The organism is Alicyclobacillus vulcanalis (assembly GCF_900156755.1).
GTDB classification, from domain to species: domain Bacteria; phylum Bacillota; class Bacilli; order Alicyclobacillales; family Alicyclobacillaceae; genus Alicyclobacillus; species Alicyclobacillus vulcanalis.
This window is the reverse complement of sequence record NZ_FTOO01000012.1, coordinates 64,157-90,247: the sequence shown is the minus strand read 5'-3', so window position 1 is coordinate 90,247 and position 26,091 is coordinate 64,157. Positions and strand designations below refer to the sequence as shown.

At 63.4% G+C, this 26,091-nt stretch carries 25 protein-coding genes and 1 riboswitch; of the genes, 19 read left to right on the top strand and 6 right to left on the bottom strand.

From position 1 onward, the window contains the following. Positions 1 to 3 precede the first annotated feature (3 nt). The 7 genes from BW934_RS12840 to BW934_RS12810 all read left to right on the top strand — a co-directional run bounded on the left by BW934_RS12840 (position 4) and on the right by BW934_RS12810 (position 4,321). Entirely contained in the window at positions 4 to 279 is a 276-nt protein-coding gene (locus BW934_RS12840; RefSeq protein WP_076348742.1) for a spore coat protein CotJB, read from the top strand. Between the two features lie 21 nt (positions 280 to 300). Beyond that, entirely contained in the window at positions 301 to 870 is a 570-nt protein-coding gene (locus tag BW934_RS12835; protein WP_076348790.1) for a manganese catalase family protein, read from the top strand. Between the two features lie 174 nt (positions 871 to 1,044). Then, a complete protein-coding gene (locus tag BW934_RS12830) occupies positions 1,045 to 1,227 on the top strand; it encodes a hypothetical protein (protein ID WP_076348740.1) in 183 nt (60 codons plus the stop codon). Then, positions 1,224 to 1,472, top strand: a complete 249-nt coding sequence (locus BW934_RS12825) for a hypothetical protein (protein WP_234969799.1) — start codon at positions 1,224 to 1,226, stop codon at positions 1,470 to 1,472. Before BW934_RS12830 ends, BW934_RS12825 begins: the two co-directional genes overlap by 4 nt. 15 nt (positions 1,473 to 1,487) lie before the next feature. Next, positions 1,488 to 2,375, top strand: coding sequence for a proline iminopeptidase-family hydrolase (locus BW934_RS12820; RefSeq protein ID WP_076348738.1), 888 nt, complete (start codon positions 1,488 to 1,490; stop codon positions 2,373 to 2,375). A gap of 113 nt (positions 2,376 to 2,488) precedes the next feature. Beyond that, entirely contained in the window at positions 2,489 to 3,463 is a 975-nt protein-coding gene (locus BW934_RS12815) for a DMT family transporter (protein ID WP_076348736.1), read from the top strand. A gap of 99 nt (positions 3,464 to 3,562) precedes the next feature. Then, positions 3,563 to 4,321: a TrmH family RNA methyltransferase gene (locus tag BW934_RS12810; RefSeq protein WP_076348734.1), complete on the top strand. Its 759-nt coding sequence runs from the start codon at positions 3,563 to 3,565 to the stop codon at positions 4,319 to 4,321. 96 nt (positions 4,322 to 4,417) lie between these two features. On the opposite strand, the gene BW934_RS12805 is transcribed toward BW934_RS12810, so the two are convergent. Beyond that, complete coding sequence (locus BW934_RS12805) at positions 4,418 to 4,765, bottom strand: eukaryotic translation initiation factor eIF-2-beta/eIF-5 family protein (RefSeq protein ID WP_234969798.1); 348 nt, start codon at positions 4,763 to 4,765, stop codon at positions 4,418 to 4,420. A gap of 120 nt (positions 4,766 to 4,885) precedes the next feature. On the opposite strand from BW934_RS12805, the gene BW934_RS12800 reads away from it, so the two are divergent. From BW934_RS12800 to BW934_RS12770, 7 genes are all read left to right on the top strand, one after another. After that, positions 4,886 to 5,458 carry a CBO0543 family protein gene (locus BW934_RS12800; protein ID WP_076348730.1) on the top strand — a complete coding sequence of 191 codons (573 nt, stop codon included), beginning with the start codon at positions 4,886 to 4,888 and terminating at the stop codon, positions 5,456 to 5,458. A 90-nt stretch (positions 5,459 to 5,548) separates the two neighbouring features. Continuing rightward, positions 5,549 to 6,391, top strand: coding sequence for a sugar phosphate isomerase/epimerase family protein (locus tag BW934_RS12795; protein WP_076348728.1), 843 nt, complete (start codon positions 5,549 to 5,551; stop codon positions 6,389 to 6,391). Continuing rightward, positions 6,392 to 7,117, top strand: coding sequence for a sugar phosphate isomerase/epimerase family protein (locus BW934_RS12790; protein ID WP_076348726.1), 726 nt, complete (start codon positions 6,392 to 6,394; stop codon positions 7,115 to 7,117). It begins immediately after the preceding gene. Positions 7,118 to 7,142: 25 nt separating this feature from the next. Continuing rightward, the gene (locus BW934_RS12785; RefSeq protein ID WP_076348724.1) at positions 7,143 to 8,111 is read left to right on the top strand and encodes a sugar phosphate isomerase/epimerase family protein; all 969 of its coding nucleotides are present in this window, start codon (positions 7,143 to 7,145) and stop codon (positions 8,109 to 8,111) included. 15 nt (positions 8,112 to 8,126) lie between these two features. Beyond that, complete coding sequence (locus tag BW934_RS12780) at positions 8,127 to 9,170, top strand: Gfo/Idh/MocA family protein (RefSeq protein WP_076348722.1); 1,044 nt, start codon at positions 8,127 to 8,129, stop codon at positions 9,168 to 9,170. A 21-nt stretch (positions 9,171 to 9,191) separates the two neighbouring features. Further along, a complete protein-coding gene (locus tag BW934_RS12775) occupies positions 9,192 to 10,355 on the top strand; it encodes a Gfo/Idh/MocA family protein (RefSeq protein ID WP_076348720.1) in 1,164 nt (387 codons plus the stop codon). 992 nt (positions 10,356 to 11,347) lie between these two features. Continuing rightward, positions 11,348 to 11,485: riboswitch (FMN riboswitch) on the top strand. 204 nt (positions 11,486 to 11,689) lie between these two features. Then, positions 11,690 to 12,673, top strand: coding sequence for a DMT family transporter (locus BW934_RS12770; RefSeq protein WP_076348718.1), 984 nt, complete (start codon positions 11,690 to 11,692; stop codon positions 12,671 to 12,673). 120 nt (positions 12,674 to 12,793) lie between these two features. Here BW934_RS12770 and BW934_RS12765 read toward each other — a convergent pair whose 3' ends face one another. Beyond that, a complete protein-coding gene (locus BW934_RS12765; protein ID WP_234969797.1) occupies positions 12,794 to 13,273 on the bottom strand; it encodes an anti-sigma factor family protein in 480 nt (159 codons plus the stop codon). 140 nt (positions 13,274 to 13,413) lie between these two features. Here BW934_RS12765 and BW934_RS12760 point away from each other — a divergent pair, with 140 nt between their 5' ends. Both BW934_RS12760 and BW934_RS12755 read left to right on the top strand, forming a co-directional pair. Next, the gene (locus BW934_RS12760; RefSeq protein ID WP_076348714.1) at positions 13,414 to 14,400 is read left to right on the top strand and encodes a 2-hydroxyacid dehydrogenase; all 987 of its coding nucleotides are present in this window, start codon (positions 13,414 to 13,416) and stop codon (positions 14,398 to 14,400) included. Continuing rightward, complete coding sequence (locus tag BW934_RS12755; protein ID WP_234969796.1) at positions 14,397 to 15,410, top strand: type I phosphomannose isomerase catalytic subunit; 1,014 nt, start codon at positions 14,397 to 14,399, stop codon at positions 15,408 to 15,410. The genes BW934_RS12760 and BW934_RS12755 overlap by 4 nt, the downstream gene beginning before the upstream one ends. Here the strand turns inward: BW934_RS12755 and BW934_RS12750 are convergent. From BW934_RS12750 to BW934_RS12735, 4 genes are all read right to left on the bottom strand, one after another. Next, the gene (locus tag BW934_RS12750) at positions 15,371 to 16,570 is read right to left on the bottom strand and encodes a hypothetical protein (protein ID WP_076348710.1); all 1,200 of its coding nucleotides are present in this window, start codon (positions 16,568 to 16,570) and stop codon (positions 15,371 to 15,373) included. The genes BW934_RS12755 and BW934_RS12750 overlap by 40 nt on opposite strands. Next, positions 16,557 to 17,633, bottom strand: a complete 1,077-nt coding sequence (locus BW934_RS12745; RefSeq protein WP_076348708.1) for a DUF58 domain-containing protein — start codon at positions 17,631 to 17,633, stop codon at positions 16,557 to 16,559. Before BW934_RS12745 ends, BW934_RS12750 begins: the two co-directional genes overlap by 14 nt. Further along, the gene (locus BW934_RS12740; protein WP_076348706.1) at positions 17,630 to 18,613 is read right to left on the bottom strand and encodes an AAA family ATPase; all 984 of its coding nucleotides are present in this window, start codon (positions 18,611 to 18,613) and stop codon (positions 17,630 to 17,632) included. The genes BW934_RS12745 and BW934_RS12740 overlap by 4 nt, the downstream gene beginning before the upstream one ends. Before the next feature lie 104 nt (positions 18,614 to 18,717). After that, positions 18,718 to 19,899, bottom strand: a complete 1,182-nt coding sequence (locus BW934_RS12735) for a hypothetical protein (protein ID WP_076348704.1) — start codon at positions 19,897 to 19,899, stop codon at positions 18,718 to 18,720. Between the two features lie 213 nt (positions 19,900 to 20,112). Here BW934_RS12735 and BW934_RS12730 point away from each other — a divergent pair, with 213 nt between their 5' ends. The 3 genes from BW934_RS12730 (at position 20,113) to mqo (ending at position 25,981) form a co-directional block, all read left to right on the top strand. Further along, the gene (locus BW934_RS12730; protein ID WP_076348702.1) at positions 20,113 to 22,938 is read left to right on the top strand and encodes a 2-oxoglutarate dehydrogenase E1 component; all 2,826 of its coding nucleotides are present in this window, start codon (positions 20,113 to 20,115) and stop codon (positions 22,936 to 22,938) included. Positions 22,939 to 22,970: 32 nt separating this feature from the next. Continuing rightward, a complete protein-coding gene (gene odhB, locus BW934_RS12725) occupies positions 22,971 to 24,224 on the top strand; it encodes a 2-oxoglutarate dehydrogenase complex dihydrolipoyllysine-residue succinyltransferase (RefSeq protein WP_076348700.1) in 1,254 nt (417 codons plus the stop codon). A 263-nt stretch (positions 24,225 to 24,487) separates the two neighbouring features. Next, on the top strand, positions 24,488 to 25,981 hold the full coding sequence (gene mqo / locus BW934_RS12720; RefSeq protein WP_076348698.1) for a malate dehydrogenase (quinone): 1,494 nt from the start codon (positions 24,488 to 24,490) through the stop codon (positions 25,979 to 25,981). Positions 25,982 to 26,091: the final 110 nt, after the last annotated feature.

The following is a 26,091-nucleotide window of genomic DNA, read 5'->3' as shown; positions in this document are numbered from 1 at the left end:
CGCGTGAGTGAAACCGCAGAGCCTCTTCCCAAGGCTTACTATCAGTATCTTCAGGAGCTTCAGGCGATTGATTTCGTGTTGGTCGATCTCACTCTCTATCTGGATACGCATCCGGACGACGAGCAGGCGCTCGCCCAATTCAAGCAATTTCAGAAGCGCAAACACAATCTCATGGCGCAGTTCGAGTCCGCATTCGGTCCTCTGCATCAGTACGGCTTGAGCCCGGCCACCGGGCAGTCCTGGGCGTGGTCGGAGGCGCCTTGGCCGTGGCAGGTCTAGCTTTTGTGGGGGTGGGCGGTCATCTGGATTTATGAGAAAAAGCTCCAATACCCTGTTCGCGTGAGCAAGTGCGATCCCAGACTGGCCAAGATGCTCATCGAGCAGTACGGCGGTGCTGACGGTGAACTCTCCGCGGCGCTTCGGTATCTGAACCAGCGCTACTCCATTCCGGATAAAGTGATTGGGCTCTTGACGGACATTGGCACGGAGGAGTTCGCGCACCTCGAGATGATCGCGACGATGGTCTACAAGCTGACCAAGGACGCGACGCCCGAACAGCTGCGCGCGGCTGGCCTTGGCGATCACTACGTCAACCACGGGTACTCTCTCTTCTACCATGATGCGGCAGGCAACCCGTGGACGGCCGCGTACATCGCATCCAAGGGCGATCCGATCGCAGACTTGTACGAGGACATCGCGGCAGAGGAGAAAGCGCGCGCGACGTACCAGTGGATCATCGATAACACGGACGATCCCGACATCCGAGACAGCCTTCGGTTTTTACGCGAGCGGGAGGTGATCCACTCGCTTCGCTTTCGCGAGGCCGTTGAAATTCTCAAGGAGTATCAAAGCGCAAAGAAGGTTTTCTGAGGCGCAGCTTGATTCGGTGCCACGGCGCTCAAGCCATTGTCCCCTTCTCCTTCGGGCTGTCCCATTTCCCATCGCTCGCATGGGAGTGGGCCAGTCCTCTTTTTGTTTCGTTGACGTCCGCAGACGAGATTCGGGATAATATCGTCACGTAAACGTCAGAGAGGGGCGTGGCACATGGATTCACCGATGCGTCCGATTGCAAATCAACAAGGTTACCAGCAGGAGCTCAAGCGGACGCTGCACCTGCGCGATTTGGTTGTGTATGGCATGATCTTCATGGTCCCGATTGCGCCCATGGCCATCTATGGCTACGTTGCCCAACAAAGTTTTGGCATGGTGCCGCTTTCGGCGCCTTGACCGCGTTTCTGCTTCTGAACGCGACGGTCGTCGTGTACTTTTACTTTCGGCAGCGTGGCTACCGCCACATCTTCAAGTACCTGCTCTTGCCGCTGTGCGGTTTTGTCGTGATCGGCTACGTTTGGCTGGGTTTTGACCGCACCACGTTCATCTTCGGGTTCTGCTGGATGGCGCTTGGGATCGTGATTGGCGCCGTGAAATCGAAAGGCTATCGAGAAGTTCCGCCGACGTTGAGAGACCTGTGACAGGAGGCCGGTGCAATGGATGGGAGGACGAAGATCGTCACGCTGTCGAGCGGGCACCACGTGTGGACGCGCCGCGTCGGGACGAGCTCCGTGCGCATGTTACTGCTGCACGGGGGGCCAGGGGCGAGCCACGAGTACTTCGAAATCTTTGAGGAATACCTGCCGAAGGCCGGGATCGAGCTGTACTTTTACGACCAACTGGGCTCGTACTTTTCTGACCAGCCGGACGATCCGTCGCTTTGGACCGTCGATCGGTTCCGCGAAGAAGTGGACGAGGTGCGGCGGGCGCTCGGTTTGGACGACTTTTATCTGTTGGGTCAATCCTGGGGCGGTATGCTTGCGCTTGAATACGCACTTCACCACCCGGACGGGTTAAAAGGACTCATCATTTCGAACATGACGGCGAGTATTCCTGCATATGTGCGCTATATCCAGTCGCTGCGTCAAGAGCTTCCGAAGGAGATTCAGGAACAGCTGCAGGCCTACGAGGTTCGCGGGGACTACGCGTCCGAAGCGTACCAAGAGCTTCTCATCGAACACCTGTACAAAAAGCACCTGTGTCGCCTCGAGCCGTGGCCGGACGCCGTGGTGCGCACGTTCGCACACATGAATCAGCAGGTGTACAACACCATGCAAGGCCCGAACGAGTTTGTCGTGACCGGCAATTTCAAGGATTGGGACCGCTTCGCCGATCTCGGCCGCATTCACGTCCCCACCCTCGTCATCGGTGCGCGCTACGACACGATGGACCCCGCCGATCTGGAGGAGATGGCGCGTCGAATGCCGCGCGCCCGTGCAACCATCTGTCCGAAGGGCAGCCACATGTCGATGTGGGACGATCAAGACGCCTACTTCACCGCCATCGAGCGCTTTGTGCGCGACGTCGAGGCGGGCGTGTTCTAAAGGATCATCTGCGTGATGATCTCAGCCGCTCGCCCCGAGGATGTTGGCGCCGGATGGCGGCCACAAGTGAACCCACGGCGCCCTGCCGAACGTGTTGGAGAGGGGGAAGGCGGATGACCTCATGTGCCGCGATCAAAACGGCCCGATGGCGCTTGTATTTCCTCGGACTTTTGGCCTCCTTGTTTTTCGCCGTGACCTTCGTGGCCAACGAGGCCATCGCGCTCTCGGGCGGCTCGTGGCTGTGGAATGCGCCGCTTCGCTACTTTTTCACGCTGCCCTTTTTGTTTGCCTACGTGCTTTGGAAGCGGCGCGCGGCAATCCTTCTTCGCGCCGTCGCTCGCGACTTTGCCCGTTGGATGGCGTACGGGACGGTCGGGTTCGGCCTATTTTACGCGCCGCTCTGCCTTGCCAACGCCTACGGGCCTGCGTGGCTTGTCGCAGGCGTCTGGCAGATCACCATCGTGTGCGGGGCGCTTCTCACCCCCTGGGTGAGCGCGCGGTTGCCCGATGGGCGGCGGCCGCCCGTGCCGCGCAGGGAACTCGTGACCTCGGCAGGCATTGTCGCAGGCGCGCTGCTTTTGGAGATGGCCGGCGCTTCCCATATGTCGTGGGTGCAGGCGGCCCTGTGCGCCGGGGCCATTCTCGTCGCCGCCGTTGCGTACCCCGCCGGCAATCGCATGGCCATGCGCGCATACGCCGGAACGTTCGATCCGCTCGAGCGGATGCTCGGCATGACGCTCGGGAGCCTGCCGTTTTGGTTTGCGTGTTCTGCAGCCGGCGCGGTTTCCGCAGGATGGCCGTCCGCGAGGCAGCTCCTCGGGGCGCTGCTCGTCGCCGTGTGCTCCGGCGTGATCGCCACCGCTCTGTTTTTCCGGGCGACCGATCTCGCCCATGGTTCGCCGCGGGATCTCGCGGTCGTCGAGGCGACGCAGGCGGGCGAGGTCGTCTTCGCGCTCTTGCTCGAGCTTTGCGTCATCCCGGGCGATCACGTCTCGTGGCTTGGCGCGATGGGTCTGGCCACGGTGGTCGCCGGCCTTTGCGTGCACGGGTTTGCGCTTGCGGGCGGATCGCATAGGGGTACGCCTTGAGGCGCGTTGAGGCGCGTCGCCGAGATCGGCATGTGCACCGGCGCGCGCGATTCGATATGATGGGGGGCGTGTGAAACGACCGTCGAGAGGGGGGTGGCCGTGCAGGCAGACGTCAAACAGCTGTTGCGCGATGAGGGCCTTCTTTTGGACGACGAGCTGTGGCTCGCGGATTGGATTCGACCCGAGCGCTTGTGCCGGCTGCGCGATGTCCTGAGCAGGCGGACGGGGTACCTGGCGGTGGCGATGGAGGCCGTGGACGACGGACATAATCAGGCGGCCATTCTTCGCAGCGCCGAGGCGTTCGGGATTCAATACGTCACCGTCGTCGAAGGTCAGGCCTCGTTTCGGCCGTCCAAAGGCGTGACGCAGGGGGCGCACAAGTGGCTCACGCTTTCGCGCATGCCGACCATCCGCGACGCCGTCGATGATCTCCACGCCCGCGGGTTTCAGGTGTACGTCACCGATTTAGGTGAAGGCGCGAAGCCGATTGGCGAGATCGATCTCGGCCGACCCACCGCCATCCTGTTTGGCAACGAGAAGGAGGGTGTGTCGGACGAGGCGCGCTCGCTCGCCGATGGCCGGTTCTACATTCCGATGGCGGGCTTCGTCCAGAGTTTCAACGTGTCGGTGGCCGCCGCCGTGACCCTGTACGAACTCACGCGTCGGGCTCGGGCGGAAGCGGGGGCCCGTTACGCGCTCGAGCCGAGCGAGCGCCACCGGGTGTTTGTGGCTTGGTGCGTCGCGTCGCTTCATGGCGCGACGCGCGAGGAGGCCATCCGCCGACTCGCGGCCCGCGGCTGGTCGCCAGGCGACGCCATCCCGGACGACGAGGCTCGCGAAGGTGACGCGCCGCGTTAGCCGATGCGCGGGTGGAAAGCCCGGCCAGGGCCGGGCTGCCCGCCAACCAGCCCGCCTTGTCGCCCAGGAACGCGCTTTGCCTCGTTGGGCGGACGGCTAAAATCCGTGCCGCGGATCATTGATGAAGTCGAGCGATCCACATTCTGGGCATACAAACACGTGCACCGCGACATTGCGCTCCATCGCGGTGTTCAGCAGTTCCTCGTCTCGCTCCCCGAGAAACAGATCCGTCAACAGGCCCACGCCCCGGCTCAGTCCGCCCGTGCGAAGCGCGTGCGCTCCGCGGTACTGCATCGGCACCTGGCAGCGGACGCACAAGTGGTCGTGGTTGTACTGTCCGTCCTGTCCCAATCCTTCCGCCGCGCGTCGCAACATGTCGAAAAAGCCCATCTTCGTCTCCCTTCTGGCGCCGACGCTCTCGGCGCTCGCTGGTTTCTTCGTCACCTGTGGACATAATTCCTGTCGAATTGTGCACGTTGATCATAGTGCCGCAAGGCGTTTGCCGCATGCGCGTGTGGCAAAGTTTTCGTGGCGCATCCCCAGGGGAGAGGAAGAGGACTGTTTGTGACCCATTTTGACGTCGTGGAGAGCGTGAGGCGTCAGCTGACGGACCTCACGCGAGTGTATTGGTTTCAGCACGATCTCGGCACTTGGCAATGGTGGCTGTTTGTCACGCTGGCCATCGTGCCGTGGCTCGTGTTTGTCCGCTTCGTGGACCGCACCCGCGTGCTCCAAGTCTTGTGCTACGCGCTTGCGATGGCGGTCGTCAGCTCGGTCTTAGACATCATAGGCTCCGATTTGATGCTCTGGGGGTACAAAGTACGCCTCTTGTGGTTTGTCTACCCCACCTTAATGTGTACCGACATGACCATTATCCCCGTCACGTTCGCGCTCATTTACCAGACCTGCCGGCGATGGTGGACGTTTCTCGCCGTGTCCCTCGCCTTTGCCGTCGCGTACGCGCTGATGGAACTCGTCTTTCAGTACTTTGACATTTACATACCGTATCGATGGAATCTCCTGTACTCCATCCCGATTTACGTGTTTCTCGCCTCAGCCGACAAGTTCATGTTGGATGCCTTGGTCGCGTCGGAGCGCCGCCATCATCGTTTTCGGTCGCAGCCAAATCGGAAATAACGTGACCACATTGAGGATGGCCCTCGCCGCGCGGATGTGGTTCAATGGGGATGGATTTCAGGCTAGACAAAGAGGTGAGCCCCCTCCCCCATGGAACCCTGTCTGCATCCAACGCTGGTGGACGAAACCTCGCTCGTCCCGTATCTTGACCTCGCGCGTGAAACCGGTTACCGTTACGTCGACGTCCCGTTCTCCTGGCTGGAAGCCGAAGCGGAGAGGCACGGGGAGGCTTATCTGGAGGATCTGTTTCGTGCGCGCGGGCTCGTGCTCGCGAACTTGGGCCTGCCCGTCAACCTGTACGAGTCTGAGCCCTCCTTTCTTCGCGAGCTGGCGCTCCTGCCGGATCGCGCGCGCCTTTGCGCCCGCCTCGGCGCCCGCGGCGTGACGACGTTTCTCTGGCCTTCGGTGGATGAGGCGCCGGTGCGCTACATCTCCCAGCTGGCTCGGCGCATCCGCCAAGTGGCCGTGGAGCTCATGCCGCTCGGCATGCGCGTCGGCCTGGAGTACGTCGGCCCCCATCACCTGCGCGGTCGGACGTATCCCTTCGTGCAGTCGCTCGCGGACCTGAAAACGTTTTGGGAGGCCGTTGGCGCTCCAAACGTCGGCGTGCTCGCGGATAGCTATCACTGGTACACCGCCGGCGAATCCGAGGACGATCTCGCCGAGCTTCCGGCCGAGAAAATCGTGTACGTCCACATCAACGACACCAACGACGCACCACAGGACGCGCACGACGGCAGGCGCCTGATGCCCGGCGATGGCTGTATCCCGCTGGTCTCGTTTTTGCGCGGGCTGTACCGCGCGGGCTACCGCGGGCCTGTGGCCGCAGAGGTGCTTCACGAGGCGCCGCTTGGTGGCACCGGGGCTTCGCGCGCGCTCCGCGTGAGGGAACGCCTGGAAAGCCTCATTCAATTGGCGAAGGGAGAGAGGTAAATGCCTGACATCGCGCTGCAGATGTACACGCTGCGCAAGCCACTCGAAGAAGACTTCGACGGGACGCTTCGCCGCGTGGCCGAAATCGGTTTCCGGCTCATCGAGCTGCACCACTACGGTCCGTACACCGCGCCGGCGCTCCGCAGCCGCTTGGACGAGATGGGCCTTCGCGCCATTTCGGCCCATGTCCCGCTCCACCGCTTGGAATCGGAGCTCGATCAGGTCGTCGATGAGGCGCATGCGCTCGGCCTCGAGTACGTCGTGTGTCCTTGGCTTCCCGTCGAGCGCCGGCAGGATTACGCAGCGCTCGCCGACCTGCTGGAAAGCGCCTCCGAGCGCGTGCGCGCTGCCGGACTCGGTTTCTCGTATCACAACCACGATTTCGAATTCGCGGCGTACGAGGGGCAGACCGCGCTCGACTGGCTGTTGACCCGCCTGCCGGACCTCGGCCTCGAGCTCGACGTCTACTGGGCGCACCACGCCGGGTTCGATCCGGTTGACCTCATGCGGCGGTACCGCGGCCGCCTCGACCTCTTGCACGCCAAGGACGCTGCGCCGGACGGCCAGTTTGCCGCGGTCGGGACCGGCGTGCTGCCCTGGGATGCCATCTTCCAGGCGTCCTCCGAAGCAGGGGTGCGCTACGTCATTGTCGAACAGGACGTCTGCCCTGGCGATCCATTCGAGGCCATCGCCACGTCGCTTCAATTTCTTCAGGCGCGTCTCTGACGGCACCACGAAGGGAGGCTTCCGCATGAAACTTGGCATTTTCACCGTTCTCTTTAGCCAAATGCCTTTTGAAGAGATGCTCGATCACGTCGCGGCGGCGGGCGTCGACGCCGTCGAAATTGGCACCGGCGGTTATCCAGGCAACGCGCACTGTGACCGAGCGGCGCTCCTCGCCTCCGCCGAGAAGCGGTCCGCGTTTTTGAACGCCGTCGCGTCGCGGGGGCTCGAGATTTCGGCGCTCTCCTGCCACAACAATCCCCTGCACCCCAACCGTGAGGTGCGTGAGCGGGCGGATCGGGAGCTGCGCGAGACCATCAAGCTGGCTGCGGAGCTCGGCGTCAAGACGGTGGTCACCTTTTCCGGCTGTCCGGGCGAATCGGAGCACTCGGAGAACCCCGTGTGGGTCACGTGCCCATGGCCGGAAGAATACTCGCGCGTGCTCGAGTGGCAGTGGAAGGAGAAGGTCATCCCGTATTGGACCGAGATGAACCGGTTCGCGGCCGATCACGGCGTCCGCATCGCCATCGAGGCGCACCCAGGCTTCGTCGTATATAACGGCGAGACGCTCTTGCGGCTGCGCGAGGCCTGTGGCGAACAGATTGGCATCAACTTCGATCCAAGCCACATGTTCTGGCAGGGGATCGATCCCGTCGAGGCCGTGCACGCCCTCGCACAGCATGCGTGCATCTTCCACGTGCACGCAAAGGACACGGGCTTCAACAAGCGCAACGTGGCGCGCGACGGCGTGCTCGACACGAAGCCGTACCGCGAGGAGCTGAAGCGCGCCTGGATTTTCCGCACGGTGGGGTATGGCCACGGCCAAGAGACCTGGGCGGACCTGTTGAGCGCCCTGCAGATGAACGGCTACGATGGCGTCATCTCGATTGAACACGAGGACAGCCTGATGTCCATCGAGGAAGGGTTTCAGAAGGCCGTCAGCTTTCTGCGGCCGCTCGTGATTCGCGAAAAACTTCAGCAGATGTGGTGGGCGTAAGAGGAGGACATCGAAGTGGCAGACAAGATTCGCGTGGGTATCGTGGGTGCGGGCGGCATTGCCCAACAGGTGCACATTCCGAACTACAAGAAGTGCGGCGAGCAGGTCGAGATCGCAGCCATCTGCGACGTCGCGCTGGATCGCGCTGAAGAGGCGGCTCGCAAGTGGGGCATCCCGCACGCTTTCAAGACCGTCGACGAGATGCTGGACAAGGCCGATCTCGACGTCGTGAGCGTGTGCACGCCGAACAAGTTCCACAAGGACGCGACGGTGAAGGCCCTCGAGGCGGGCTGTCACGTACTGTGCGAGAAGCCGCCGGCGATGACGGTCGAAGAGGCGCAGGCGATGGCGGACGCGTCGAAGAAAAGCGGCAAGCACCTGTCGTACGGATTTCACTACCGGCACACGAGCGAGGTCGACTGCCTGAAGCGGTTCATCGACGCGGGCGAGCTCGGCGAGATTTACGCGGGCACGGCCATCGCGGTGCGGCGCCGCGGCATCCCGGGCTGGGGCGTGTTCACCAACAAGGAGCTGCAGGGCGGCGGGCCGCTGATCGACATCGGCTGCCACATGCTCGACACGGCGCTGTATTTGATGGGCTACCCCGAGCCGACGATGGTGTGGGGCGCGACGTATCAGAAGCTCGGCACGCGCAAGGGCGTGGGGCTCCTCGGCGACTGGGATTGGGAACACTTCACGGTGGAAGACATGGCGCGCGGCATGATCCAGTTTGCCAACGGGGCGACGCTTGTGATTGAGTCGGCGTTTGCGGCGAACGTGAAGGAGCGCGACGTCATGAATGTGAAGCTGATGGGCGATCTCGGCGGCGCCAACGTGTTTCCACTTGAACTGTATCAAGAGAAGCACGGCGCGCTCATCGACGTCACGCCTGCGTATCTGCCGGAAGTATCGCCCTATGAGCGGGAGATAAGGCGCTGGGTTGACGCGTGCCTGACCGGCGAGCCTCCGTTGTCGACGGCGGAGCAGGGCGTCAAGCTGCAGCGCATCTTGAACGGCCTGTACTTGTCCGCCGAGCGGGGCGAACCCGTCAAGCTGTAAGTCGTTCGAGGGGGAATCGGGATGCCGAAGCGTTCGATTCGCATTGGCATGGTGGGTTACCAGTTCATGGGTAAGGCCCACAGCCACGCCTACCGAGATCTGAGCTTCTTTTTTGACGATCTGCCCGTCGAGCCGGTGCTGCAGGCCATCGCGGGGCGAAGCGAGGAGCCGCTTCGCCGCGCGGCGGAGGCGTACGGCTTCGCGTCGTACGAGACGGACTGGCGGCGATTGGTGGAGCGCGAGGATATCGACGTGATCGACATTGTCACGCCGAACAACGCGCACGCCGAGATCGCCATCGCCGCGGCGGAGCACGGGAAACACGTGATCTGCGAGAAACCGCTCGCGATGACGGTGGACGAGGCCGTTCGCATGCGCAACGCCGTACGCGCGGCTGGGGTCCACCACCTCGTGTGCCACAATTACCGGTACGCGCCGGCGGTGCAGTTTGCGAAGCGCCTGATCGACGAGGGACGCCTGGGGCGGATTTATCACGTGCGCGCGCAGTATCTGCAGGATTGGATCATGGATCCCGGCTTCCCGCTCGTTTGGCGCCTGCGGAAGGATGTGACGGGATCGGGCGCGCTTGGCGACATCGCCGCGCACATTCTCGATCTCGCGCGGTTTTTGGTCGGGGAGATTCGCGAGGTCGCGGCCTGCATGGAGACGTTCATCAAGGAGCGCCCGCTTGGCGAGATGGCGGGGGGCCTTGAGGCGAAGGCGTCTGCGGGTACGGGGCAGGTGGATGTCGACGACGCGGTCGCCTTCCTCGCGCGGTTTGAAAACGGCGCGATGGGCGTGTTCGAGGCCACGCGATTTGCGGGCGGCCATCGCAACGGCAATCAGTTGGAGGTGAACGGCGAGAAGGGGTCGATTCGCTGGAACCTTGAGGATATGAACTGGCTCGAGGTGTATTTTCACGGGGACGAGCCCGGGTTGCAAGGATTTCGGCGGATCAACTGCACCGAGCCTGAACACCCGTATGCGGAGCGGTATTGGCCGGCGGGGCACATCATTGGCTACGAGCACACGTTCCTGAACTTGTTCGGCGCCTTCTTCCGCGGGCTCGTCGAGGGTCAACCCGTGCGGCCGGATTTTGACGACGGCGTGCGGAACCAGTGCGTGTTGGAAGCGGTGGAGCAGGCAGCGGCGTCGCGGGCGTGGGAGACGGTGTCGTACCGCTGAGCGTATCCAGGTTCAGCGGAGTTTGCTTCCGAGAGCATTCATAGGCAAAAGACAAGAGACCTCACTCAGAGAAGAAAAAGCCCGCGTTGCAGCGCGGGCAAAAGAGTGAGGTCTCTTATGCTCGGTCGTTTGTCTCGTGAATGACATCGAGGTTCCGAACATGGTCAAGTGGATTCTGTCAGGTTGATGCGTCTCTGTGGAAGAAAGGATACGGTCAAGGGCGCTTCATGGAGGTGACACCGGTGGAGCAAGTCTGGGTGGCTGCCCGGCGCAGACGTGTAACCTATGCGTTGTTGTGTATTTGCATGGTTGGAATCGTCCTCGGGGCAAACCTCTACAAAAACTTACGGTATTCTACATTTGCGTTGTCGGTTCATGGTCCCTACGCCTTATCGCAAGCCTCGAATGGATTTGGAAGCTCGAACCAGCGAATTGAACCCACACAGCAGGCGAGCACTCCAACAGTGTACCAACACTTACGCACGTACTGGTGGGGAAATCACACCGTTTATACCTTAGGAAGTCCGGCCAGTGGACTTTGGTTCCGAGTGGAATCCACGGTTCGGGGCGACTTCGTGCTGGTGCCTGGCGATGATGGCTCTCAGGCCGCCGTCATGGGAATCGATGTGAGGGATCAAGCGGGCCATTCCGTTCATGATTTACGACCAGGCCAATGGTATGAGGTCAAACAGTACGGTCAACCACTCCAAATCAAACTGAATTGGTAATCTAACCTCATCTCGGTCCGGTGTACAACACGTCACTCGCAGAGTGCGCTGGCGCGCCTTTCGCGCATCGCGTCGCTGAGATGCTCCCGCGGAGGTCATGAGTTCGTGGGACTTTGCATCGTTTCGTGCGACCTTCCATCCTTACGAAGCGTCGAAGTCGGGGCGTCATGCGCGACGGACAACGCGTCCAGGCCTGTTGCACCGACTTACACTAGGCCTGTTGCACAGACTTACAAAGGTGAAGTAAAATAATCACAAGTGAAAAGGAACCTTCGGGGCAGGGTGGAATTCCCGACCGGCGGTGATGGCGTTAGGCCAGAGCCCGCGACTCGCCAGGAAATGGCGACTGATTTGGTGAAAATCCAAAGCCGACGGTGACAGTCCGGATGGGAGAAGGTTCGCGGTGATCGCAGGGACGCCTTCTGCGCCTGTTTGTGGCTGCCTGTTTTGGGGTGTGGCGCCGAACAAACGGGTGAGTTGCGTCTTGGCTCGACAGGGAAGCCCCGGGGACATCGGTTCCTCGGGGCTTCGCGCGTTGGCTCACCGTATTCTCCAATCGCTCCCAGGGTTTCTCCGGTCACAAGAGAGAAAGCGGAGGGATGCCCTGTGAAGGCGAAGCTCTCACGGCGAGGGACAAACCGTACTTCACTTTGGTGGATCGCTTGTGGCGCGGCCCTGTGGGGACTGGATGCGCTCTTCATTCTCGCGCTGCAGCGCTGGTTCACGTCGATTCAGATTGTCTGGTTTGAACACGTGCTTCTCGCCCTGTTTGCCATTCCGGTGCTTGTTCTTCGGCGGCGGGAGTGGGCGCGCTTGCGAGCGGCCGATTGGCTAGCCGTTCTCTTCGTCGCGTGGGGTGGTTCGGCCGTCGCCTCCATCTTGTTCAACGTCGGGCTGGCCATCGGCATCCGCTCGGATGGTGTGAACGAAGTGTTGCTTCTGCAGAAACTGCAGCCCGTGTTCGCCGTGCTCCTGGCCGCGCTTGTGCTCGGAGAACGGGTGCGGCGCGCATATTGGCCATGGCTCGTGCTGGCTCTGTCAGGCGCCTACCTTTTGACGTTTGGGTGGAGTTGGCCCTCGCTCTCCGCGCATGCGAGCGCCTGGGCAGGGTTGTGCGCCATCGGGGCCGCGTTTTTGTGGGGCGGATCGACCGTCATGGGAAAGCGCGTGATGCAAAAGGTGTCGTTTCCCACGATGACCGCGCTGCGGTTCGGCGCGGCGCTCCCGCTGTTGACGGTGATCGCGCTTCTCGGCCACCCCGACTGGTCGCGCGTGGCGGACGGGTTTCATCACGCCGCCGTCCTGGGCAATCTGCTGTATCAGACCGTGGTGCCGAGCCTCTTGAGTCTCCTGATTTATTACCGGGGTTTGGGCGGCGTGAAGGCGTCGTACGCCACGCTGGCAGAACTCGCTTTCCCAGCGACGGGCCTGGCCGTCGATGCCATCTTCTTGCATCAGACGGTTCATCCCGCCCAGTGGCTCGGGTTCGCCCTCGTGTGGACGGCGGTCTACGCGCTTTCCCGGTCCGCGGATGGCGCGGATGAACGTAGCGCGAGTGCGCGCAGCGCGCAAGCCGGGACGGCGGCCTGAGAAAAGCGGCGCAGGGCTGTTGCGGCGGGAATCTGCTTGAGTGCAAAAAGGCGGTGGCACTTTGAGGTGTCACCGCCTTTTGTGCAGGCTTTTGCGCGCGTCACGCGCGCTCGAGGCGCCTCATAGGAGGCCCTTTTTCCAATGCCACTTGTCCGTGATCTCTTCCCCGCGATGGACGATGGCGCGAGAGACGTGCGAGATCTTGTGCCAGGCCGCGGTGCCGAGCGCCTTCGAGTATCGACCGTGATCCCCCGCCAGGCTGACGAAGCTCATGAGGAGGAGCGCAAAACTCAGGCTGATGGCGGTGAGCCTGCGGCGCCGCACATACCGCTTGGCGTAGGCGGGCGTGACCTCCGCCTTGGTCCGCACCGGAAACGCGATGATCTGCGCCGTCCGCCGGGCACCGCGGCTTGGCGCCGAACGGGCCTCCTCGTCTTCCTTCGGCTGAAACATGGCAATGAGCTCGCGAAACTCCGCGACGTCGCGGCGACAGGCGTCGCAGGTGGCAAGGTGGCGTTCAAACCGCTTTTTGACCAGCTCGTCTTGGATTTCGTTCAGCGCGTAATCCACGCAATAGGAGCAAATGGACGGGTTGTCCAAATGGTTCTCACCCTCTTGAAGGAATCCATACCCCATCGTTCTTCAGTAAACCACGTTCCGACGAGCTTGAGAAGCCCTTTCCTCAACTCGCCGTTCGGGTTAGAGTGAAACTGGTAACGGCATTCAAAGGGAGGACGCGTATGGCAAAGATCGTTTCCACGAAGCCGCTTAGCGAGGCGCAACGGGAGAAGCTCGCTCGTTTCGGCGACGTCGCCTGTCCGCCGGACGGCCAGCGGTTTTCCCAGGCAGACCTGTTTCATGCACTTCGCGACGCCGTAGGCCTCATCACGTTCGGCACGCGCGTCGACGAGACGCTCCTTTCGCAGGCGCCGCACCTCAAGGTGGCATCCACCGCGTCGGTCGGCTATGATCATTTCGATCTCGCCGCGATGCGCCATCGGCGCGTCGTCGGCGCGCACACGCCCCACGTGCTGGACGACACCGTGGCCGATCTCGGCATGGCCCTCATGCTCGCAGTGGCCCGTCGCATTGTCGAGCTCGACGGCTATGTGCGCAGCGGCCGCTGGCGGAAGGGCGATGAAGAAGTCCTCTACGGCGTCGACGTTCATCACCGCACGCTCGGCATCATCGGCATGGGCCGCATCGGCCGCGCGCTCGCCAAGCGGGCCAAGTTCGGGTTCTCCATGAACATCCTCTATCACGCGCGATCCCGCCATGACGACGTGGAACAGGCGTTCGGCGCGCGCTACGCGGACCTGCCGGATCTGCTCCGGGCCTCGGATTTCGTCGTGCTGCTCACGCCGCTCACGCCCGAGACGGAGAACCTCATGAATCAAGATATGTTCAGGTTGATGAAGACAAGCTCCATTTTTATCAACCTTTCACGCGGAAAGACGGTGGATGAGGCCGCATTGGTTCAAGCGCTCCGCGAAGGATGGATCCAAGGCGCAGGGCTTGACGTCTACCGCCAGGAGCCCATTCCGCCGGATCATCCGCTGCTTGAGCTGTCGAATGTGGTCTGCGTGCCGCACATCGGGTCGGCGACGCAGGCGACGCGCACAGCGATGCTCGATCTCGCCATCGACAATCTCATCGCCCTGTTGGAGGGACGGCCGAAGGACGCGTACGTCGTCCCGGAATTGAAAGACCTTGTCGAGGAGGGATGATCGTGTGGCCGGTCAAGTTCAGGCCTGTAGCCATAGAGCGAATTTGGGGCGGCGATGAGCTGAAGCCCTTGTTTGGCGTGCGGACGGATCGCCCCATCGGTGAGTACTGGGTCATTTCCGCGCACCCGAACGGCATGAGTGTCGTGGACGGCGGTCCGCTCGCCGGCAAGACCCTCGAGGAGCTCGTGCAGAGCTACCCTGAGGCGTATCTCGGCGAACGTTCGCCGCAGCCTCGCTTTCCGCTGCTCGTCAAGTTCATTGAAGCCCACGATGATCTTTCGGTCCAGGTCCATCCGGACGACGCCTACGCCGCGACACACGAGGGCGATTTCGGGAAGACGGAGGCGTGGTATGTGCTCGACGCGCCGGACGACGGGCGGGTCATCCTCGGCCACTCGTTTCCGAACCGCGAAAGCTACCTTCGCGCCGTGAAGGAAGGGCGCGTGCGCGAGTTCCTGCGCTACAAGCCGATTCACAAGGGCGATCTCGTCTTTGTCCCGTCGCGAACGCTGCACGCGTTGCTGCGCGGCACGAAGGTGCTGGAAGTCCAGCAGACGTCGGACGTCACGTACCGGGTGTACGACTGGGACCGGGTGGACGCGAATGGGAAGCCGCGCCAGTTGCACATCGAGAAGGCGGCGGACGTGATCGACTACGAGAAACAGCCGGACGAGCCGACGCCGGTCGCGATGGCGGAGGAGCCGGGTTTTGCGTGGGTGAGGCTTGTCTCGTGCCCGTACTTCACCCTGGATCGCGTGCGCCTGGAGGCGCGTTCGGCGGAATTGGAGCAGGGCGCGCCTGGGAATCCGGATTGTGCCATTGTCGTGGAGGGCGCCGGGGAGCTCGCCTGCGAGGTGGATGGTAAGACCGTGCGCATGCCGATCAAGGCCGGGGATGCGCTCATCATCCCGTCCGATGTCAGGCGGTACACGCTTGTGTCGAGCGAGGGGCTCACCCTCGTGCGCGCCTTCTACGATTCGCCCGCACCTTCCGCATCGTCTGGGCCGTAACGGGCCCGTTCGTAGGCTTGTAGGAGGGCGAGATCGCCCGGTTCGCGGAGTTCGTCCGGCAGTGCGCGCACAAACGAGCGAACGGTTGTGCCGAGCGCGATGGTTCGCCCGGCGCGGTGCCAGCCCCGCAGGCGGCGCTGCATGCGCAGGCGCACGGGCTGCGACGTGGGCACAAGCCGAAAGGCGTCGTCGAGGCGCCTCTGCGAGATGGTGGGCTGGAGGGTGTCCGGGGTTTCTGCCGCCGTGTTTCCCTGTGCAAGCTTCTGGGCCATCCTCGCGAGAAGGAGGAGCAAAAGGATAGCGAGCAGCGCTGCGGCAATCCAGAGCGGGAAGCCGCTCGGTGTGTGCGCGGGATGGGCTTGGACGTGGAGATCAAACGGCGCTCGATGTGGCGCTTGGGCAGCGTTTCGCTCGGCTAGCGGCTCGTGCAGCCTTGGCAAGACCGCGAGGAGCGCTGTCGCGAAGATGACGAGGAAGGCCACACCGGTGGCCAGGCGGAACAGGGCTTTCGCGAGCTGGACGGGCACGTGGCGAAACGCCAGGGCGAGCGCGATGGGGGCGAGCCAGACGCGCTTGGCGCTCGCGCGGTACGTCAGCCGATGCGCCGCGCGCGCCGTCGCCGCCGCTCCCACGAGGACGGCGCAGGGGTACAAGGCGGCCAGAGCGCGCCCCGCCTCCGTCGGGGTCGAGAGGGGGCGCACAAATGTGAGGTACGCGATCCACGCCACGATGACCACGGCGGTGGCCGCGCGCAGGAGGCTGCGGCTGGCGAGCGAGATATCGCCGTAGGTGAGAAACGGGATGGACAACGCTGCGGCGAGCAGAGACGCCGCGACGCCTGCCGCGAGCCACCCAGGGTGACGAAGGGGGAGAAAGACGGCGGCACTCGCCGCGCATCCGGCGAGGGCCCCGACGCATACCGCGCGCGCCACCGGGAGTTGGGCGAGCGCCATGACACACGTGCTCGCGATCCAGCTGGCGCACGTCAGCCACAGGAGATCCTCGTACGCGCCGGATCGGCTCCAAAAGATGCTCGCCACCAGCCAGGCGGCCATGGTCCCCGCGGTTACCCCCGCCAAGGCGCGGAACATGCGGGGCGCGTCCTGGATGCGGAGGTAACGCCGTTCCGTGTGGGCAGTTTCCGGTTCACCCTTGTGCATGCATGACCGCCTCCCCACGAGTCTCTTGAGCGAGGCCCTCGCTCGACGCGCCGACGCGAATCCACGTGACGTCCATCCCGAGTCGCCTCCACCAGGCGCCTTCTTGGTGCTCGTCCATGGCACTCAGGATCACGGCGCGCCGAGGGGCCGCTGGCGATCTCGCCATGGCCGTCACAAGCGCCTCCAGATCGCATGTGGCGACGGGCTGAGCGTGCGCGAGCAACGAGGCAACGCCATCCGGCGCGAGCCAGGCCATCGTCGCGCGCTGGCGGCTTTGACAGGCGGCGTTCGTGGCGAAAAAGAGGCGCCCGCCCGCTTGGCTCAGGGCTTGCGCGATGGCCAACGACTGCTCGCAGAGCGCGTCAAACACGTCGGGATGAAGCCCGCCCATCCAATGCGGGCGCGTCGCTTGCGCGTTCAGGACGACCGCCCAGTCCGGCGCTTCCGTGGCGAAAAACTCCTTCACCACGAGTTCCCCAAGCCTGGCCGAGGCTCGCCAGTGAATGTGGCGGACGGGATCGAACGCGGTGTACGGCCGGACGCCGCGCAGGCTGGTCTCGTCTGGAAACAGGCGGGACTCGCGCGTCATGAACCCCGCGGGCGTGACGAGAAGCATGCGCTTGGCAGGCACGCGGCGCGGCCTCACGGCGAAGGACGTCCGGTCCTCAAGTTGGACGTACGTCTCGGCGAGCCCCAGGCCCTCGTTGACCGCGGCGCGCACCTTTAGAGGCGCGGCGGGACCCCGCCGCACGGCATACACGTTCAGCTCGATCTCGGCCTGGCGCCGCGGCAGGACGGCAAGGGTTACGTGGCCGAGCCGGATCGAACGGTCGCGGCTGAACGAGAGCTGGTGTGGCAGCTCAATCTCCAGTTCGGCGAGCGGAATCGGGGCGAAGGAGCGATTCACGAGGGTCACCTGCAACTTCGCCTCGTCCCCCGGATGCATCTCCCTGCGGCTTGCGGTCACGCATCCGTCGATTCGCCCCGCGACCGCGCGGGAGAACGCCTGAGGCCACAGCCACAGCGCCAGGAGCAGAGCGAGCGGAAGCCACAGCCAGATCATGGAGCGTCCACTTCTCGCTCGTGGGGCACGGGCGCCTCCGCCACGAGGGTCTGAAGGAGCGCCTCTCGTTCCGCGCGATCCGCCCATGCGATATCGAAGACGAGCCGATGGCGCATGACGGGCAGAAAGGCCGTTCGAACGTCGTCGGGTATCACAAACGCCCGCCCTGCCCCGAGAGCCAGCGCCTGGGCGAGCTGGACCAGCCAGACGGCCGAGCGCGGGCTTGCGCCGAGCGCGATTTGATCGTGCTCGCGCGTGCGTCTGACGAGCGACACGGCGTAGCGAAGGACGTCGTCGTGCACGAAGACGCGCCTGGCCAGCTGCTGCAGTTGGATGAGGCGGTCCGCGTCCAAGACGGGCGAAGGCGGAGGCGCGTCGGCAGATTCTGCGATCACGCGCTTCACCATCTCCATTTCGAGGGGTTCCTGGAGGTACCCGAGGGTGACCTGCACGAGAAAGCGGTCGAGTTCGGCCTCGGGCAAGGGGAATACGCCCTGGGACTCGACGGGATTGGCCGTCGCGATGACCAAAAACGGCCTGGGAAGAGGTTTAACTTCCCCGTCGACCGTCACGGCGCGTTCAGCCATCGCCTGCAAGAGGGCCGACTGCGTCCGCGGGGTTGCCCGGTTGATCTCGTCGAACAAGAGCACCTGGGTGAAAATGGGGCCTGGGTGGAAGCGAAACACCTCTTCGCGCGGATGGTACACGGTCGTGCCGAGGACGTCCGCCGGCAGCAAATCCGGCGTGCCCTGCACCCGGGCGAAGGAGAGGCCGAGGGCGGAGGCGAGCGACGAGGCAAGCCTCGTCTTGCCGGTGCCTGGCACGTCCTCGAGGAGCACGTGGCCGCCCGCCAGCAGTGCCGCGACGAGCAGATTCACGGCTTGATCCTGTCCTACCACATGTTGACATACGTCGCGCACCACGGCGTCGATCTGCCCCTTGGCCTGAGCGGCCAAATCGGCTGTCAAAGTCTCGGGCATGGCATTTCTTCCCCTCTTGCGTGTGTGCTGCACGCGTCATCTCAGGGCAGCGATGGAACCCTGCGCAAGATGTTTCACCCTGCACCATGGGACCGGCCCTTTATCTATTGGAAAAACCATCCGTGACTGAACAAACCCGCTCCAAGGACGCCGACCGATGCGAAGGCGACGAGCGTCCCCCAGAACAGCGCGGACGAGGGGCGCGTGACAAAGCTTCGCGCGATGCCGGCGGTGGCGGGATACACCACCGATGCAAAGCGAAGCGTGCTCTCGAGCGGATTGTGCGGCATGTTGGCACATAGGTCGATGGCCGCAATGGACCACATCCACAGCCCGCTTTCCAGGCTATCTACGATTTTGCCATCTTGCGGCGCCAAAAGAAAGCGATCTCGCCAGATGGCGAGGCCGCCTTGCACGCACAGGAGGCCGACGACAAACACGGTGAGCAAGCCGACCGACGTGAATGCCCCGTCGCGGATGGCGTCGCCGACGTTGACGAAGGGCCACGTCCAACGGCGATGCCAGCTGGACTCGGCGGCCAAGATGGCGAAGGGTGTGCCGAAGCGGTGCCACATGTACAGGGCGTACGCCGCGGGCGTGACGCAAAAGCACGCGGCAAAGGTGAGCGCCTGCCGGTAGCGCCGAAGCCGCAAAAGCCTGAGACCAAACAGGAGGGCCAGCGCGCCGAGATCGTGAAAGCTCGGGGCGAGAAATGCGCCGAGGTAGGCTGCCGCCATACGGCGCCTGTCCGTCGGCCGCTGAAGGCCCCACAGGATGAGGAGGAACGCCGTAAGGGTGTAGGTCTCGCTGTAGACGGAGCTGAAGATGATGGCGCAAGGGTTGACCGCCAGCAACAGGGCGGCGGGCAAACCGGCACCCGGCCATTCGAATTCCGCCACAGCGTAGGCGAGGACGAGGTCCAGGCCGACAAGCAGGTTGGTGAGCGCGAACACGGCCGGGACGCCGAGCGCGTGCAGAAGAATGGGCAGCCCGGGCAGGAAGGCCGTCGCCTTGTCGTAGGGCACAAACGGCACCGCGTTTCCGGTTGGGATGAACGTCTTCTGCACGTGCGGCGGGAACACGTACCCGTAGCGCGCGATGTCGACAAACCATTGGCTGTCCCACTGCAAGAAATGATCGAGCCAAGTTCCTGTTAATGACAGCCGCGTCGGTGCGTCGCCAATCGGGCCGAGGACGCCGGCCATCACGACGACCCAGTGTGCAGCCCACGCCGTGAGGACGTGCCGGAGGACGCGTGCGCGAGAGAGGGGCTCTTGAACGTTCAATGAAACTTCGCTCCCGTCTGTCGGTCGAGCGCGCGACGTTTTGCGCGGGAATTCCGACTGTGGTATACATAGAAATCGGAAAACGATTGGGTTTGTCCTACCCGTCTACTCATTCTCTGACACCAGGCCGGAATTCCTGCTTGGGATCCCCGGTCTCCAAGGCCCCAAGCGGGTGGTCCGTCATGCCCAGTGCGCGTGGAAGAGGGGTTCACAATGGCGAACGAACAACCTGAATTCGTGCAGACGTTCTGGCACCAATTCTCAGGGCCAAACTTGGCCTACCTGCTCGAGCAGTATGAGCAGTACCTCGCGGATCCCAATGCCGTGCCGGAGGACGTGCGCCGCTTATTTGCGCAGTACGGCGATCCGGCACAGGCGGTGTCTGCTTCACCCATAGAGACACAGGCGGTGTTCGCACCTCAGGTCTCCGCGCTATCGCCGCGCGCGTTGGAGACAGCAGCCAAAGCCCACCAGCTGGCCCAGGCGATTCGCGCCTATGGCCATCTCGCAGCGGATACGGACCCGCTCTTTGCTCCCGAAGGTTCTCCAGAACTCGAGGCCTCGACCTATGGGCTCGTGGAGGCCGACCTCGCCTCGCTGCCCGCTTCGGTCGTCGGCGGACCGGTTGCGCAGACTGCCCCGAGCGCCCTCGCCGCCATTGAAGCGCTCCGCAAGGCGTACTGCGGCGATCTCGGCTACGAATTTTCCCACCTGTCGAGCCGCGAAGAGCGCGCTTGGTTTGAGGACCAGATCGAAAATCGAAGGTTCCATCAGCCGCTCTCGCTGGACGAAGCGAAGGCGCTTTACGAGCTTCTGGCTCGCGCCCAGCTGTTTGAACGGTTCATGCACAAGCGGTTTGTCGGCCAAAAGCGGTTCTCCGTCGAGGGCGTCGATGCGCTTGTCCCCATGGTGGATGCGCTTGCCAAGATGGCTGTGGACACGGGATTCGAGCACGTGTTCATCGGCATGGCGCACCGCGGCCGCCTGAATGTCCTCGCCCACGTGCTCAAGAAGCCGTACGAGCGCATCTTCTCCGAGTTCCACGCGGGCAACGGCATGGCCTCAGACGAGGAACTCGCCGAGTACATGCTCGGTTGGGGCGGCGACGTGAAGTATCACATGGGCTGGACGCGCACCCTGGAAACCGAAGGCGGCCGCAAGGCTCGCTACGTCCTGTCCAACAACCCCAGCCACCTCGAAGTGGTGGATCCGGTCGTGGAGGGCATGACGCGGGCCGCTCAGGATGACCGCACGCGGCCGGGGCAGCCCATTCAGGACATTCACAAGGCGTTCCCCATTTTGGTCCACGGCGACGCCGCGTTCACCGGCGAGGGCGTGGTGACCGAGACGCTCAATTTCTCGAAGATCCCCGGTTACTACACGGGCGGCACGGTCCACATCATCGCCAACAACCACCTCGGCTTCACGGCCGACCCAGAACAAGGGCGCTCGACGCGGTACGCGAGCGATATCGCCAAGGGGTATGACCTCCCCGTCGTGCACGTGTCCGCCGACAATCCCGAGGCCTGCCTGCGCGCCGTTCGCCTCGCCTTCATGTACCGCGAGGCGTTCCAAAAGGACATCGTCATTGATCTCATCGGGTATCGCCGCTGGGGCCACAACGAGTCGGACGATCCGGCCATGACGCAGCCCGTGATGTACGCGAAGATCGCGAGCCATCCCACCGTCATGGAGATCTACGCGAAGGATCTCGTCGCGCGGGGCGCATTCACGGCGGCCGACCTTCAGAAGATCGACCAGGCCATCGACGAGGAACTGCTGCAGGCGTACAAGAAATACCCAGAAATTCACACTCCGGCGGTCGTCACGGATTTCTCGGCGCCGACGGAAGACGCCGAGCCTGTCGCCCTGGAGGAGCTGAAGGAGATCAATCGGGCGCTCCTCGAGACCCCGCCCGATTTCACCGTGTATCCGAAGCTGAAGCGCATTCTCGAGCGGCGCCGCGACGCGCTCGACGGCGGGGACATCGATTGGGCGCATGCGGAGGCGCTGGCGTTTGGCACCATTTTGCGATCCGGCACGCCCATTCGCCTCTCTGGCCAGGATTCGGAGCGCGGCACGTTCGGACAGCGTCACCTCGTGTTGCACGACGCCAACACCAACGCCCGCTACGCGCCGCTTCAGCATCTGCCGGGCGCCAAAGCGAGCTTTGTCGTGTACAACAGCCCGCTCTCCGAGACCGGCGTGATCGGGTTCGAATACGGCTACTCCGTCGAGGCGAAAGACGCGCTCGTCCTGTGGGAGGCCCAGTACGGCGACTTTGCGAACGTCGGTCAGCCCATGTTCGACAACTTCATCGCGGCGGCTCGGTCGAAGTGGGGCGAGACGTCCGGCCTGGTCCTGCTTTTGCCGCACGGATTCGAGGGCCAGGCGCACGAGCATTCAAGCGGTCGCGTCGAGCGGTTCCTGCAGCTCGCCGCGCGAAACAACATCGTGGTGGCGAACGTCACGACCTCGGCGCAGTACTTCCACTTGCTGCGCCGGCAGGCGGCGCGCCTCCACAATCCGCGCCCGCTCGTCATCATGACGCCGAAGAGCCTGCTGAGAAACCCGCTCGCCGCCTCGAAGCCAGAAGACTTCACGAACGGGCGGTTCCAGCCGGTTCTCCACTTTGCCAAGACCGGCGAGAGCGCATCCTCCGTCGTCCGCCTGATTCTCTCGAGCGGAAAGGTCGGGGTGGATCTCGCCGCCGAGATGGCGAAGCGGGGCGAGGAGGCGTGTGCGCACGTCGCCGCCGCGCGGATTGAAGAGCTGTATCCGTTCCCGGGCGATCTCGTCAAAGGCGTGATCGCGTCGTATCCGAACCTGCGCGAAGTCGTCTGGCTGCAGGAAGAGCCGGAGAATCAGGGGCCGTGGAACTTCATGCGGCCGAGGTTGCAGGAACTTCTTCCGGGCTCGGTGAAACTGCGTTATATCGGCCGACCGGAGCAGGCCTTTGTGGCGGAAGGTTCGCCGGACGTGCACAATCGCGTGCAGGCTGACATTTTGGCACAGGCGTTGGCAAACGATATCCACTAAGGGCGCATGCCGAATACGGGGAGGAAGCCATTGTGGCAGAGGTCAAGGTTCCATCGCTAGGCGAGTCGATTGTCGAGGCGACGATTGGTCAGTGGCTCAAGCGCGAAGGCGATGCGGTCGAGTCCGGCGAGGCCATCGCGGAGCTGGAGACGGATAAGGTGAATGTGGAGGTGATCGCCGAGGAGTCGGGCGTTTTGGCGCAGATCCTCAAGCAGGTGGGCGACACGGTCGGCATCGGTGATGTCATTGCCGTGATCGCGGAAGGCCAAGCGCCGTCGACCCCGGCTGCTGCATCGGCTCCGGCGGCGGAGTCCCAGCAGGCGGCGGAGGCGAAATCACAGGCGCCGAGTGCTCCGCAGGCGCCTGCGCCGGCGGCCCCGAGCGCGCAGGCTCCACAGGCGCAGCAGGTCTCGGTTCCAGGCGAACTTCTCGTTCGGCCGACTCCGTCCTTGCGGCGTGCGGCCGCGGCGCAGGGCATTGACCTTCGCCAGATGCAGGCGGGAGCGCTTGGCCTCGGGCCGAAGCCGGAGGCGCCCGCGCCCGCTCAGGCGCCCGCGTCTCCTTCGGCGGCTCAGCCCGCCGTTCGTCCGGACGAGGAGCGCATCCGCATGTCGCGCCGCCGCGCGACCATCGCCAAGCGCCTCGTGGAGGCTCAGCACACCGCGGCGATGCTCACGACGTTTAACGAGGTCGATATGAGCCGCGTGATCGAAATCCGCAAGCGGCGCAAGGATGCGTTCCGGGAAAAGTACGGTGTGGGGCTTGGCTTCATGTCGTTCTTTACCAAGGCGGTCGTGGGGGCGCTGAAGCAGTTCCCGCTCCTGAATGCCGAGATTCAGGGCGAGGACATGATCGTGAAGCACCACTACGACATCGGCATCGCCGTCGCCACGGAGGGCGGTCTGGTCGTGCCCGTCGTCCGCAACGCGGACCGGCTGACGTTTGCCGAGATCGAGCAACAAATTGCCGATCTCGCCGCGCGGGCGCGCGCGAACAAGCTGTCGCTGGAGGAGCTGCAGGGCGGAACCTTCACCATCACGAACGGCGGCACGTTTGGCTCGTTGTTCTCGACGCCCATCCTGAATGCGCCGCAGGTGGGCATCCTCGGCATGCACAACATTGTGGAGCGGCCGGTCGCGGTGAACGGTCAGGTGGAAATCCGCCCGATGATGTACATCGCGCTGTCCTATGACCACCGCATTGTCGACGGCGCCGAGGCTGTGAGCTTCTTGGTGACGGTCAAGCGATTGATTGAGGATCCGGAATCGTTGTTGTTGGAAGGCTGAACTTTGCAAGCGGAGGGCGGGGGCGGCGTGCGGCCGCACCCCGCCGTTTCTATGGTCGGGATGCGCCCTTCTGCAAATTCGCGAATGGTGCGCCGATGATTTATACTCTATAGGGGTTGTCGAAATACGTTGAACGGTGGAACCGTTTGAGCGACATGTTGGACATGAAGCAGGAACACATGTGAAACGAAGTTTCCGTTCGCCAGTTTGTCTGCGCGGAGCGCCTCGTTGCGCGCCCGCGTCTGCGTAAGGATGGGATCGACATGGACGGTAAGACGAGATCCGATGTCGCGCTCGTGGGCGGCGGCATCATGAGTGCCACGCTGGGAACCCTCTTTCGCCAGCTCGCGCCCGACTGGACGATCACCGTCTTCGAGCGCTTAGACGAGGTCGCCGTCGAGAGCTCGAACGAGTGGAACAACGCGGGCACGGGGCATTCGGCCTTGTGCGAGCTCAATTACACGGTCGAGAAGCCGGACGGGAGCATCGACATCTCGAAGGCCATTCAGGTCAACGAGCAGTTCCTGGTTTCTCGCCAGTTCTGGTCGTTTCTCGTGCGGCAGGGCATCATCGAGAACCCGAAGGACTTCATTGTGCCTGTTCCACACATGAGCTTCGTGCAGGGCGAGACCAATGTGTCGTTTCTGAAGAAACGGCATCAACTGCTCTCGGCGCACCCCCTCTTTCAGGGAATGGAGTACAGCGAGGATCCCGCTCGGCTCCGCGAGTGGATCCCCCTGATGATGAAGGAGCGCAAGCTGGATCGGCCCATCGCGGCCACGTGGATCGCATCGGGGACGGATGTGAACTTCGGGGCGCTGACCCGCATGCTGTTTCGCCATCTGGAACGCGATGGCGTGGAGGTGCAGTGCAGCCGCGAGGTCCTGGATGTGAAGCGAACGCGGGACGGGATGTGGCGGCTGCGCGTGCGCGACGTGAAGACCGGCGCGACGTACGACCACGTTTCGAAGTTCGTGTTTCTCGGTGCCGGCGGGTGGAGTCTACTCCTCCTGCAGAAATCCGGGATTGAAGAGGGCAAGGGGATTGGCGGCTTCCCTGTGAGCGGTTTGTTCATGGTCTGTGAGAACCCCGAGATTGTGCGCGAACACCGCGCCAAGGTGTACGGAAAGGCGCCTGTGGGCGCGCCGCCGATGTCCGTGCCGCACCTCGATTCGCGGGTCATCGGTGGGCGGGAGTACGTCCTCTTTGGGCCGTTCGCTGGTTTCTCGCCGCGCTTCTTGAAAACCGGTTCGATGCTCGATCTGGTGAAATCCGTCAAACTGCACAACCTGTCGACGCTGCTCGCGGCGGGAGCGAAAAACGCGTCCCTCACCTTGTATCTCATTCGCCAGCTGATGCTGACGAAGAAACAGCGCATGGATGAGCTCCGGGAGTTCGTGCCGACGGCGCGGGACGAGGATTGGCGGCTTGTGGTGGCGGGCCAGCGCGTGCAGGTCATCAAGCGGCATCCCCGCGGGGAGCTTCAGTTTGGCACCGAGGTCGTCAGCGCCAAGGACGGATCCATCGCCGCCCTCCTGGGCGCGTCGCCAGGTGCGTCCGTGGTCGTGTCCATCATGCTCGAGGTCATCCGCAAGTGCTTCCCCGACAGGCTGCCGGAGTGGGAGGCGAAGATCCGCGAGATGATCCCGTCGTACGGCGTCACGCTGCGTGAACGCCCCGATCTGATGCACTCGATTCAGTCGGAGACGGCCGAGGTGCTCGGGCTCCATCGGCACGAGGCTCGCACCGACGCCTAACCGCCACTCATGAAGGCGCGCCTTTTTGACCCGGCGCGTCTTTCACGTTTTGGGCCTTGGATTTTTTGGGCCTTGGATTTTTTGGGCCCTGGATTTTTTGGGCCCTGGAT

Bases quoted from the DNA above. Each gene is read 5' to 3' on its own strand.
- BW934_RS12790 (WP_076348726.1), top strand. From the start codon at position 6,392: ATGCCTGACATCGCGCTGCAGATGTACACGCTGCGCAAGCCACTCGAA.
- BW934_RS12740 (WP_076348706.1), bottom strand. From the start codon at position 18,613: ATGCCCGAGACTTTGACAGCCGATTTGGCCGCTCAGGCCAAGGGGCAG.
- BW934_RS12755 (WP_234969796.1), top strand. From the start codon at position 14,397: ATGATCGTGTGGCCGGTCAAGTTCAGGCCTGTAGCCATAGAGCGAATT.
- BW934_RS12785 (WP_076348724.1), top strand. From the start codon at position 7,143: ATGAAACTTGGCATTTTCACCGTTCTCTTTAGCCAAATGCCTTTTGAA.
- BW934_RS12795 (WP_076348728.1), top strand. From the start codon at position 5,549: ATGGAACCCTGTCTGCATCCAACGCTGGTGGACGAAACCTCGCTCGTC.
- BW934_RS12820 (WP_076348738.1), top strand. From the start codon at position 1,488: ATGGATGGGAGGACGAAGATCGTCACGCTGTCGAGCGGGCACCACGTG.
- BW934_RS12775 (WP_076348720.1), top strand. From the start codon at position 9,192: ATGCCGAAGCGTTCGATTCGCATTGGCATGGTGGGTTACCAGTTCATG.
- BW934_RS12745 (WP_076348708.1), bottom strand. From the start codon at position 17,633: ATGATCTGGCTGTGGCTTCCGCTCGCTCTGCTCCTGGCGCTGTGGCTG.
- BW934_RS12815 (WP_076348736.1), top strand. From the start codon at position 2,489: ATGACCTCATGTGCCGCGATCAAAACGGCCCGATGGCGCTTGTATTTC.
- mqo (WP_076348698.1), top strand. From the start codon at position 24,488: ATGGACGGTAAGACGAGATCCGATGTCGCGCTCGTGGGCGGCGGCATC.
- BW934_RS12750 (WP_076348710.1), bottom strand. From the start codon at position 16,570: ATGCACAAGGGTGAACCGGAAACTGCCCACACGGAACGGCGTTACCTC.
- BW934_RS12730 (WP_076348702.1), top strand. From the start codon at position 20,113: ATGGCGAACGAACAACCTGAATTCGTGCAGACGTTCTGGCACCAATTC.
- BW934_RS12760 (WP_076348714.1), top strand. From the start codon at position 13,414: ATGGCAAAGATCGTTTCCACGAAGCCGCTTAGCGAGGCGCAACGGGAG.
- BW934_RS12830 (WP_076348740.1), top strand. From the start codon at position 1,045: ATGGATTCACCGATGCGTCCGATTGCAAATCAACAAGGTTACCAGCAG.